The 11,015-nt window shown below is 66.4% G+C and carries 7 protein-coding genes and 1 other annotated feature; of the genes, 1 reads left to right on the plus strand and 6 read right to left on the minus strand.

Features of this window, described 5'->3' with window-relative positions:
* The first annotated feature begins 20 nt into the window (after positions 1-20).
* On the plus strand, positions 21-122 hold the full coding sequence (locus tag ACE3UY_RS02675; RefSeq protein WP_374686014.1) for a gamma-butyrobetaine hydroxylase-like domain-containing protein: 102 nt from the start codon (positions 21-23) through the stop codon (positions 120-122).
* An 86-nt stretch (positions 123-208) separates the two neighbouring features.
* On the opposite strand, the gene ACE3UY_RS02680 is transcribed toward ACE3UY_RS02675, so the two are convergent.
* The 6 genes from ACE3UY_RS02680 to ACE3UY_RS02705 all read right to left on the minus strand — a co-directional run.
* Positions 209-529, minus strand: coding sequence for a gamma-butyrobetaine hydroxylase-like domain-containing protein (locus ACE3UY_RS02680; protein ID WP_374686008.1), 321 nt, complete (start codon positions 527-529; stop codon positions 209-211).
* Positions 526-3,228, minus strand: coding sequence for a valine--tRNA ligase (locus ACE3UY_RS02685; RefSeq protein ID WP_374686009.1), 2,703 nt, complete (start codon positions 3,226-3,228; stop codon positions 526-528). The genes ACE3UY_RS02680 and ACE3UY_RS02685 overlap by 4 nt, the downstream gene beginning before the upstream one ends.
* Positions 3,229-3,322: 94 nt before the next feature.
* Positions 3,323-3,555 (minus strand) — a binding site (T-box leader).
* Positions 3,556-3,636: 81 nt separating this feature from the next.
* Complete coding sequence (locus tag ACE3UY_RS02690; RefSeq protein WP_374686010.1) at positions 3,637-4,371, minus strand: peptidylprolyl isomerase; 735 nt, start codon at positions 4,369-4,371, stop codon at positions 3,637-3,639.
* A 138-nt stretch (positions 4,372-4,509) separates the two neighbouring features.
* Positions 4,510-6,360, minus strand: a complete 1,851-nt coding sequence (locus tag ACE3UY_RS02695; protein ID WP_374686011.1) for a multiheme c-type cytochrome — start codon at positions 6,358-6,360, stop codon at positions 4,510-4,512.
* Positions 6,357-7,364, minus strand: coding sequence for a glycosyltransferase family 4 protein (locus ACE3UY_RS02700; protein ID WP_374686012.1), 1,008 nt, complete (start codon positions 7,362-7,364; stop codon positions 6,357-6,359). Before ACE3UY_RS02700 ends, ACE3UY_RS02695 begins: the two co-directional genes overlap by 4 nt.
* Positions 7,365-7,372: 8 nt before the next feature.
* The coding region (locus ACE3UY_RS02705; protein WP_374686013.1) for a tetratricopeptide repeat protein at positions 7,373-11,015 on the minus strand (3,643 nt) is incomplete at its 5' end.

Consider the following 11,015-nt stretch of genomic DNA (forward strand, 5'->3'; position numbering starts at 1 on the left):
ACGCGCTGAACCTGGAGGCTATCAATCCTGTGGGCAGCTACGCCGTGCAACTCGTGTGGAACGACGGCCACGATAGCGGCATCTACGGATGGGAGTATTTGTACGAGGCGTGTTTGCCGTAAGCAGAAGAGCTCACGCAAAGAGCGCAAAGAAGCAAAGAACGCAAAGAAAGAGATTCTTTTTGCGTTCTTTGCGTGCGCTCTTCTGCTTACGGCAAACACGCCTCGTACAAATACTCCCATCCGTAGATGCCGCTATCGTGGCCGTCGTTCCACACGAGTTGCACGGCGTAGCTGCCCACAGGATTGATAGCCTCCAGGTTCAGCGCGTCGTCCTGCGCCCGTTGCAGCAATAGCTTATCGGCCGGCCGGCCCATGTTGGCGTGGCCGCCCTGGCATAGCACACAGGGGCAGATGGCCCGCAACCCGGCGAAGGAGTAGCGGCACTCCCGGCCGTCGCTCCACTTGATGACCAGCACGCGGTGTCGTCGATCGGCGACAACGTTGGTGGGACGGTGTTTGGTAGTCATCGCAACCTCTCAGCGATCTCCCCGCGACTCGCCTCTAGTTGCGCCAACTTCTCGCGCTCCTTCTGGACGACGGCCGCCGGGGCCTTCTCCGCGAACGGGCTGTTCAGCAGCCCCGTCAGCCGCGCGATCTGCTTGTCCAGATCGGCGGCCTCCTTCTCCAACCGCGCCCGCTCGGCGGCCAGATCAACCATGGCCGCCAGCGGCAAGTAGCATGTCACCGGCCCCAACGCCAGCGTCAGGGCCTGCGCCGGCGGCGGCGCGCCGGCGCTGATGCTCAGTTGGGCGTCGTCCAGCCGGGCCAGCGCCACCAGGATGGGCCGCTGCGACTCCAGAAAGGCCAACTTTTCGCCTGCGGCGATCACCGCCGGGATGGCTCGCGCCGGCTCCACGCCCTGCTCAGCGCGGGCATTGCGCACACGCCGGATCAACTCGCGCACGATCTCGAAGTCGGCCGCCCCCGCCCGCTCGTAGTCAGGCGATTCATCGCCGTTCTGCCTCTCCATGAGCACGGGCGTGGGCCAGTCAGCGATAATAAGCGCTTCCGGCCAAGCCCCTTGTCCAATACCGGACAGATCAAGCCCCGCGTCCAGCGCCGCCCTACGCAACTGCTGCCACGTCTCCTCGCTGACGAACGGGATGAAGGGGTGCAACAGTCGCAAGGAGTAGTCGAGTGTCGTGGTGAGCACGGCCAGCGTCGTTCGCGCCGCCCCGCCGCCGGCCGCCAGTTGCACCTTGGCGATCTCCACGTACCAGTCGGCGAAATCGCCCCACAGGAAGTCATACACCTGCCGGCCCGCCTCGCCAAACAGGTAGCCGTCCATGAGCCGATCGACCGTGGCGATAGTCTCGTTCAGCCGCGCCAGAATCCAGCGGTCAGCGGCGCTGAATCGTGGCACAGGTTTCTCAACCTGTGTTTCTGGCGACGCGCGTTCCAAACTGCGCGTGATGAAGCGCGCCGTGTTCCATATCTTGTTGGCGAAGTTGCGGTTGCTCTCCACCCGGTCGAGGGACAGGTTCAGGTCATTGCCAGGCGTGCCGCCGGTCAGCAGCGTGAAGCGCAGCGCGTCCGCGCCGAAGTCGTGGATCACGTCCAGCGGATCGGTCACGTTGCCCTTCGTTTTGCTCATCTTCTGGCCGTGCTCATCGCGCACCAGCCCGTGCAGGTAGATGGTGTGGAAGGGTATGTCGTTGGTGAAGAGCGCCGCTGTCATCACCATGCGCGCCACCCAGAAGAACAGGATATCGTAGCCCGTCTCCATCACGTCGGTCGGGTAGAAGCGGGCCAGATCGGCCGTCGCTTCCGGCCAGCCAAGCGTGGAGAAGGGCCACAGGGCGCTGCTGAACCACGTGTCCAGCACGTCCGGGTCCTGGCTCAGCGTCGCGCCGCCGCAGCGCTCGCAGGCCGTCGGGTCGGTCGTCGTCACGGTCTGGTGGTCGCACGTCTCGCACGTCCACACGGGGATGCGGTGGCCCCACCACAATTGGCGGCTGATGCACCACGGCCGGATATTGACCAACCAGTTGTCCCACGTCTTGACGAAGTGATCGGGCACGATGGTGATGCGCCCGCTATGGACGGCGGCCAGGGCCATATCGGCCATCGGCCGGGTGTTGACGAACCATTGCTTGCTGATCATCGGCTCGATGATCTCGCCGCCGCGCTGGCTGCGCGGCACGTTGAGCGTGTACGGCTCCGTCTTGATCGTCAGCCCGGCCGCCTCCATGTCCGCCCACAGCCGGCGGCGGCACTCGAAGCGATCCAGCCCGGCGTAGGGGCCGGCGGCGGCGCTCATGGTCGCGTCCTTGTTCATGATCGAGATGACCTCCAGCCCGGCGCGCCGGCCGATCTCGAAGTCGTTGGGGTCGTGGCCCGGCGTCACCTTCAGCGCGCCGGTGCCGAAGGCCATGTCCACGTAGGCGTCGGCGATGATGGGGATTTCCCGGTTCAGCATGGGCACGACAGCCATGCGCCCGACGTAAGCCGCGTAGCGCTCGTCGTCGGGGTGGACGGCCACGGCGGTGTCGCCCAGGATGGTCTCGGGCCGCGTCGTCGCCACAGGCAGGAAGCCGCCGCCGGCGACCGGGTACTTGAAGGTATAAAGCGCGCCCTGCTCCTCGCTGTACTCCACTTCCAGATCGGAGACGGCCGTCTGCAAGCCGGGCGACCAGTTGACCAGGTACTCATCCTGGTAGATCAGTCCCATCCGGTAGAGGCGCACGAACGCCTCGCGCACCGCCGCCGACAACCCCTCGTCCAGGGTGAAGCGCTCGCGCTCCCAATCGCACGACGCGCCCAGCCGGCGCAACTGGCGGGTGATGTGGTTGCCGTACTTGTGTTTCCACTCCCAGGTGCGCCGCAGAAACTCGTCCCGGCCGACCTCCAGCCGCGACGTGCCCTCGGCGCGCAACATCTTCTCCACCTGGAGTTGCGTGGCGATACCGGCGTGGTCGGTGCCGGGAACCCACAGCGCGGCCTGGCCCTGCATACGCGCCCGGCGGATCATCAGGTCTTCCAGGGCGACGAACATGGCGTGGCCCATGTGCAACTCGCCGGTGACGTTGGGTGGGGGAATGGAGATGACGAACGGCTCGGCGTCGGCCGGCCGCGCCTCCGGCTTGAACCAGCCGTTCTCTTCCCACCAGTGATAGAGCCGTTCTTCCGTGCCCCGGAAGTCGTAGGCTTTCGGCATTTCGGTCATGAATGATTTCCTCGGTCTTTCAGACCTGACAGGGTTCGAGCGGACTCCTGTCCGCCAACCTGTCAGGTCTGGGCATAAAAAAGCGCTCTCGCCCATCAAGGACGAGAGCGCAGCGCTCACGCGGTACCACCTTGCTTCCGACCCCATGTCTTGGTGGGCCGGCGCTCATTGCAGCGGTAACGGGCTGACCCGCTTTCGCCTACTTTGTTTCGGCGAAAGGACTCACGGGCGACTTCGGCCGTTCTGCGTCCGCGAAGGCTTGCAGCCTGTGGCCTTCGCTCTCTGTGGGGCAGCGGGGAGCCTACTCCTCCCGATCACCGTCTCTGACGATTCGTTTGTCCGACTCCCTGAGTATAATCCGATATGGTGGTCAACGCAACGATGTAGAGACGTTCCGCCGGAACGTCTCTACTGCTCGACGATGGTGATCTCCTCGATAGCATCTCCCGGCTCGGTGGCCGTCTCCGGGTCGCGCAGGGTAATGCTGCTGAGCACGTCATCCCCTTCGGTCAACTCGCCAAAGATGGTGTGTAGGCCATCCAGGTGGGTCGCCGGAGCGAAGGTGATGAAGAACTGGCTGCCGTTGGTGTTCGGCCCGGCGTTGGCCATCGCCAGCAGCCCGCGCCGATCGAAGCTCTGCCCTGTATCTACCTCATCTTCGAAGGCGTAGCCGGGGCCGCCGCTGCCCGTGCCCGTCGGGTCGCCGCCCTGGGCCATGAAGTCGGTCAGCACGCGGTGGAACGTCGTGCCGTCGTAGAAGCCCTGGTTGGCCAGAAAGACAAAGTTGTTGACGGCAATGGGCGCTTCGTCATCGAAGAGCGTGAAGCGCATCTCGCCGCCGCCAACCATGCGAATGATCGCCTCGTATTGCTTGGCCGTGTCGATGGTCATCGCCGGCGCTTCGGTGAAGTAGTCGGCGCGTTCAGCCGGCGTTAGCGTCGCCAACGGCCGGTCGCCGGTCGCTTCAGTACTGGCGCTGCTCTCCGGCTCGCGGTTCAGCAACAGGATCGCCGCTATCAGCACCAGCAACGCTACCACCACGCCGCCGATGATCAGATTGCGGCGCTGTGCCTGCTGCCGGCGCAATGCTTCCTGCTTGCGCCGCTCCGACACGGACGGGGTTCGATTCGGGTTCTTCGACATCCTACACTATCCTCCTCAATTGATAAGTTCGTTCGTAGTCAGGCGATTCATCGCCGTCCTTCTTTCACTATTCCCCGGGCTTTACCCAGTACCCAGCACGCTCCCCTGCTCCTCCGCACCCCTGCTCCCCTGCCTTCTTCACGGCTTCCGCGCCAACGGCACATAGCTCACATTCGGCGCGGGAAAACTCACTTGCCCCACGATCTCCGGCGGGCTTTTTAGATCGTCCCACATCGCTCCCAGCGTCGCCCCGTCCGCGCCACCCAGCGTGCGCAGAAAGTCGATGTACTCGCTGGAGGCCGTCTGGTAGTAGAGTGTGGCGACGACACGGGTCGTCGCCGCCGGGACGGTGTAGGTTGTATCGTCCCAGTACTGCCCATTGGCGTAGGTCGCGCCGATGGGCCGCAGGCCGGGCTGGTCGAAGGCGGCCACGGTGTAGCCGCGCGGCGGGATGCGGTTGTCCTTGTAGGTCGTATTGTTCAGCGCAAAGTGGAACGTCGGCCCGGCTGTCAGTCCGACGGCCGCCGCCAGTTGCGGCGTCACTCCCTGCTTGGCCTCATAGACCTTGATGGCGGCATCCTCCGTCAGCTTGCCCGTCGTCCAGTTGTAGACGCCCGACTCGTAGATGAGTTGCCCCGCGGCGTTGTAGGCGCGCAGGTTGAGCCACATGCGCCGCCCCTCGGGATAGCCGGTGGGCAGCTTATGACCCGTCTCGTTGATGACGCGGACGGTCGCCACCTTCTGGCTCCCGTTCAGTCCCAGCCCCACTTCGAGCGAGGCGGCCCGCCGCAACATGCTGCGCGCCGCGGCGGCCGTGGCATCGAGCATCGTCGCGTCGTCCTGAGCGTTCAGCCGCCAGCGCGTGTCTTGCAGAATCTTGGGAATCCAGGCGTTGCCGCCGGCGAAGACGTGGGCTGGCAGACAGCCGGTCGTGTAACAGTCGCGATACTTCGCGCCCAGGCTGGGGATGCCGGCGTAGCCGACCTGCCGCACCATGTGGCAGTCCTGACAGGAGGCGACGACGCCCCCTGGCTTGAATCCGGCGAACTGCGGCGCGTAGACGCCGCCCTTGGCGTAGGTGCTGTTGAGCCACTCGTCGAACGTGCGCTCCAGCGGGAACAGCTTGCCCTTGTCGAAGGAGGGCGCGACCGTATCGTTCTTGTTCGGCCAGTACTGCGCCGGGCCGCCGCCGGGCGGGCTATTCGTCCAACTGAGCAGCGGATTGTCGACGTTGTGGCAGCTGCCACATAGCCGCGAGGCGGCCAGCGCATCGCTTTGCCCCTGGAACCGCGTCTGTAGCGCCACGTGATAGCCGAAGCCGGGCAGGGCGAATGGGCCGCGGCGGTTGTCCTCCGGGTCGAGGATGATCATGGCGCTGCCGGCGTGGTTGAGCGGCACGGTCGAGGTGAGCGCCGCGCGAATGGCGAGGTCGAGTTGCGTTGCCTGATCCTGCGCGCCGGGCACGGGATCGACCATGCGGTGACAGACCGTGCAGGAGAGGCCGGCGGCGATGTCGGCGTCGGTCAGGGCGCTGCCGTCGGCCGGCTCGCTGCGTCCGGCATACCAGCCGCTCGGCGCGTGACAGCGCAGGCAGAACTCACCGGAGTCGGTCGCATCGTCGCCGGCCACGGCGAACGCGGCCCAGAAGAGCGGGTCGCGCCCCGCCTGGCCCATCATGCTGCCGCGCCAGGCGTCGTAGATGGGCGCGCTGTGGCAGGTGCGGCACGCCGTCGGGTCGGCGAGTTCGTCCACCAGCGTGTGCGGCTGCGTGCCGGGCAGGAAGAAGTCGTTGCGCGTCGTTGGCAGCGGCAGGGCGGCGGGCGCGTAGCTCTCCTCGACCGGCTGCGTTCCCTCGTTGGCCGAGGCGCGACCGAGGCCGATTAGCGCCCATACAAGCGCGGCGGCCACCAGCGTGACCGCCAGCAGCGCGGCCGGCCGGCGCGCCGACCGCGCCAGGCCATTGGATTGGTGATCGTCTCGTGTGCTCATGTCCCCTCGCTTTCTATCCACCGCTTTTCCAGCCACATGATGGCTGCCAGGGCCAGCGCGGCGGCTGTGGCCCCCAGCACGTACCCTTCGAGGATCGTCGCCTGCGTGATGTACAGCGCCATCATACCCAAGACGCCGCTAAAGAGGTAGAGAATCAGCGCCGTCTCACGCGGCGAAAAGCCGAGGCGGACGAGACGGTGGCTGGTGTGATCCTTGCCGGCCGTGTTGGGGCTGAGGCCGCGCCGCAAGCGGGAGATGACGACCAGCGTCATGTCGAAGATGGGCAGCCCGAACAGGAAGACCGGAACCATCCAGGTGACGAAGTTGGAGTTTTGTGGGAAGCGCAACTGGATACCCATGACGGCCAGCAGGAACCCCAGGAAGAGCGCACCGACGTCGCCCATGAAGATGCGCGCCGGCGGGAAGTTGTAGCGCAGGAAGCCCAGGCAGGCCCCCAACAGCGCCGCCGCCAGCCCGGCCACGAGAAATTGCCCATTGACCAGGGCCAGCAGCAGGATGAACGACGCCGTGACGGCCGAGATGCCGGCGCTGATGCCGTCCATGTTATCCAGGAAGTTGATGGCGTTGGTGATGCCCAGCAGCCAGAGAAGCGTGATAGCGTAATCGACCGGTTCCGGCAGCGGCAGCCGGACGCGGATGCCGAAGTAACTCAGGATGAGAAAGCCGGCGAACTGGCCGGCCAGCTTGGCCCAGGCGGGCAAGGGACGATAGTCGTCCAGCAGTCCGGTCAGGGCGACGACCGTCGTCGCCAGCAGGACGCCGATCACCGTCGGCTGCGGTTGGCCGCGGTAGAGGGCGAGCACGGCCAGGATGGCCCCCAGGAAGATGCCCGCGCCGCCCAGCAGGGGGATGGGTGTGCGGTGGGCCTTACGCGCCGCCGGCGCGTCGACGAAATCCAGCGCCACGGCGGCGCGCCTGACCCACGGTATGCTGGCCAGGGTGATCGTCAGGGCGATGAAGAAGACGGCGATGAAGGCGCGCATGGGGTGGACTACTCAAGGCTTTCCAGAAACGCCTCGATCAGCGGCTCCGTCTGCGGGATGGCCGTTTCCAGAGCGCGGGTAGCCAGCTCGCGGGCCAAAGCGGTGTCGCCCTGCCCGCCGGCGATCTGGGCGGCCAGGAAGTCGATTTCAGAAGTGGGAAAGGCTCCTGTCGCGTTCTCTCGCCGCGCCCCTTCGATAGCGACAGCAGCCTGATCGTATTCGCCCAACTGCCGGTAGATCTCGGCCAGTTGAATCCAGGCGCGGACGTTGCCGGAGATGCGCGTCAGGGCGCTTTCCAGCGCCGCCGCCGCGGTGTGATACCGCTCGTTCCGTTCCGCCTCCGGCAGTGGCGTGCCACAGGTCACGTAGGCATCGGCGCGGGCCAGTTGTGTCTGGGCGTAGTATGGATCAATCGCGACTGATTCGTCATAGAGCGCCAACGCCTTGTCGCAATCGCCGGCCACGTCGAGCGTCAGCCGGGCGTACTCATTGCGGACGATGGAGTTCTGCGGGCTAAGCGCCAGCGCAGCCTCATAGTACCGCTGGGCCAACTCCAGGCGCTCCGCCCGCTCGGTCTCGTCGTTGGTCGCCCCATACCAGCGGGAATTGAGCCGGGCCAGGTTCGCCGTGTGGTCGGTGTTGAGCGGGTTGAGCTCCTGCGCCCGCAGTAGCAGCCGTTCGGCCTCGGTCAACAGGGCGGCTTTCTCGCTCGCATCTTCCGTCAATCCCGCCCGTTCCAGCAGCGCCCGGCCCAGGAACAGGTAGTAGAAATCCTCATCCGGCACGCGCTGCACGGCGGCGTCGTAGATGGCGATGGCCGCGTCCCAGACTTCACGCCGCGCCGCCGGATCGGCCTGGGTCGCGCCGGTGGCCTGTTCGTCAAACGGCCTGGCCCGCTTGTAGAGCATGTCGGCCTGAACGATGCGCACGTTTGACTGGCCGATGAGGAAGAAGGCAACCAGTAGCGCCGCGGCGAATCCACCGACGGCCAGCGCCGCCGGCCGTCGCTCGGCGGCTGGTCCCGGCTGGCGCAGCGCCAGACCCAGCAGCAGTAGAATCAGAAAGAGGAAGATGTAGAACGCCAGCACCAGCGTCCCTGTCTGCGCCGCTTCCAGAGCGCGCAGTTCGGCTGTTGTCCGGCCGGCGGCGTCGCCGCTGTAGAACAGTACCAAGCGGTAGAGCGCGGTCTGCGCGTACAGATAGAGGAAGCCGCTCACCAGCGAGCCGAGGATAACCCCGGCCAGCGGCAGCAGCGACACCCGCCACCGGGCTTCCCACAGCAGTCCGAATACGGCTGCGCCCCCGACAATCATCACCAACGCCGCCGGCAGGCCGCCGGTCATCAGCACCGGTATGGCCAGGATGACCAGCGTCGCGCCCGTCAGACCGCCCACGAGCCGCGCCGACGGCCGGTTGAGCAGCAGCAAGCCGGCCACCAGCCCGCAGCCCACCGCACCGACCAACGCCAGACTTTGCCCCAGGGCGCCCGTCGCGCCGCTCGCCGGAAATAGGAAGCGCGCCGCTACACCGGCCAACGCTACCAGCCCCAACACGCCCGCGGCGATCTGGTGCCGGGCCCCGGGCGCTCTGTCTGGCGACGGGACGGGCAGTGGAAGCTCGCCATGCTTGGCCATCTCCGCCAGATAGATGATCCAGCTGAGCAGCCAGGAGAGGACGAGCATCGCCATGACGAACGGCCAATCCACGAAGTCGCGGCGCGCGTTTTGCAGCAGCGCCTGGCGGAAGATCTCGGCCGTGCTGAGGTCTTCCGGGCCGGCGATGATTCGCCCCGGCGGCAGGGCGTAGGTGATGAAGCCGAAGCCAAGGACGCCTAGCAGCAGCGTCATCAGCAGACCGGGGGCCAGCAGCCGCCCCCAGCCGATGGGGACGACGGGCGCAGGCGCGGCGGTCGCCTTGCGCTTACGCCGGGCGGCGCGTGCGGTGGTTGCCGGTGTGCCGCCAGCGGCGACGGCCTCGCCCGGCACGACCGCGGGCTGCTCAGGCGCGTCCGCCGCTTGCCGCAGCCGGTAGCCCAGCGCGAACATCAGCGCCGCGTAGGCGAAGAAATAGAGGCGCGTGGCCGAGATGGCGATGCCGAAGTGGATTTCGACGTAGTGGGCCAGAATAGCCGCCACCAGCGCGTTCATCAGCAGCCGGTCGGCGGCAAATGGGTTATGGGGTGTCCCTTCCTGCCCGCGTTGCCCGAAGAGCGCGTAATAGATGAGATAGACGACAATGCCCAGCACCACGCCCGTCGGCACGGCCACGCCCAAATAGATAGGCCCGACCAGGGCTACGGCCAGTACGGCCGCCAGCGCCGCGCCGCCCACCCACAGCCCGATGAGCATCCAGCTATCGCGCCGCGAGCCGATGATACCCAGATAGCGGAAGGCGAAGTGGGCGACGCTCAGATAGAGCGCCTGCCAGGCCAGCAATCCGGCCAGCCCGGTGATCGCCAGCGCATCGAACGTCTCGTTGTGCGAGCGATCGGGCGAGGCGTTGCGGGCCTCGATGGTCGCCAATTCGGCCGGGTAGAAGCGGTTGTAGGCGACGTACATCGCCTCCGGCCCGTAGCCGAGCAGCGGGCGCAACCAGTTAAACGGGTCTCCCCGCCCATCGGGGTAGCGCAGCGGCTCGTGAGGTGTGATCAGGTCGATCACCCCCTGCCAGATGAGGACGCGGACGCGCCCGCTCTTCTCCCGGCCGGTCGTCTGGGTTGGGTCCAGCATCCGGCCGTAGGAGCCGATGGTCGGCAGATCGCGCCACTCGTCGAATAGTCCCAGTACACCCGATTCAGCCCGTGTCCCCCAGCGCTCGGAGGGGATGTTGAATAGCAACAGCCACCCGGCCATGAACACCGTCAACAGCATCCAGCCCAGCCACAGCCAACTCCAGCCGCGCCGCATGGCCGCCAGAACGAAGAACGCCACGACCGACAGGGCGACGACGCCGAAGAACAAGATGAACGCCGCCAGCGGCCCGGCCGCCCGGCTGACCAGGGGACTTAGCAGCAGCGCGACCACGGCCGGGGCCACGGCCGCCGCGCCCTTCCCCATCATTTGACGGCGGGAGCCGCGCCCCCCGGCGGCGTTGCGCAGCGAGACGAACAAGACAAGCGTAAAGGAGAACAGCCCGACGGCCAGACCGATGAGCGGCCCGCGGCTGCCCGACCAGTAGATCGTGAGCAGTTGCAGAGCCAGGGCGAAGATGTAGACCGACGAACGGGCGATGTCGGCCGCGGCCAGCTTCTCCTCGCTCAAGATGCTGCCGAAGGCGTCCACAATCCGCGCCAGCGTGAGCGGCACGACCATGATCAGGTAGGCGGCGATGAAGATGGCATTGCCCAGGTGGCCGGCCACGCGCTCCTGGACGTTGCCACCCCACGGCAGCGGATCGTGGCCGAAGTGCTGCAACAAGCCGTAAAGTCCCACCGGGATGCTGGCGATGATGACGACGGTTACGGCGCGCCGCACCTGCGCCGGCGTCCGCAGTCCGTCGGCCATCAGGGCAAAGATGACGACGTAGGACAGCATCGTGTACGTGCCCTGCAGACGTTGGTACGAGCCGGCCCAACTGATCCGCGGCGCGACCGAAAAGAGGGTCGAGAGGGCGTAGACCAGGATGAGCGCCAGAATGGGCAAGACCAGTGGC

Origin of the sequence: Promineifilum sp. (SeqCode), assembly GCF_041918635.1 — a bacterium.
Taxonomy (GTDB): Bacteria; Chloroflexota; Anaerolineae; order Promineifilales; family Promineifilaceae; genus Promineifilum.

Excerpts from the sequence above, each read along its gene's own strand:
- ACE3UY_RS02680 (WP_374686008.1), bottom strand. The coding sequence starts at position 529 with ATGACTACCAAACACCGTCCCACCAACGTTGTCGCCGATCGACGACAC.
- ACE3UY_RS02685 (WP_374686009.1), bottom strand. The coding sequence starts at position 3,228 with ATGACCGAAATGCCGAAAGCCTACGACTTCCGGGGCACGGAAGAACGG.
- ACE3UY_RS02700 (WP_374686012.1), bottom strand. The coding sequence starts at position 7,364 with ATGCGCGCCTTCATCGCCGTCTTCTTCATCGCCCTGACGATCACCCTG.
- ACE3UY_RS02690 (WP_374686010.1), bottom strand. The coding sequence starts at position 4,371 with ATGTCGAAGAACCCGAATCGAACCCCGTCCGTGTCGGAGCGGCGCAAG.
- ACE3UY_RS02695 (WP_374686011.1), bottom strand. The coding sequence starts at position 6,360 with ATGAGCACACGAGACGATCACCAATCCAATGGCCTGGCGCGGTCGGCG.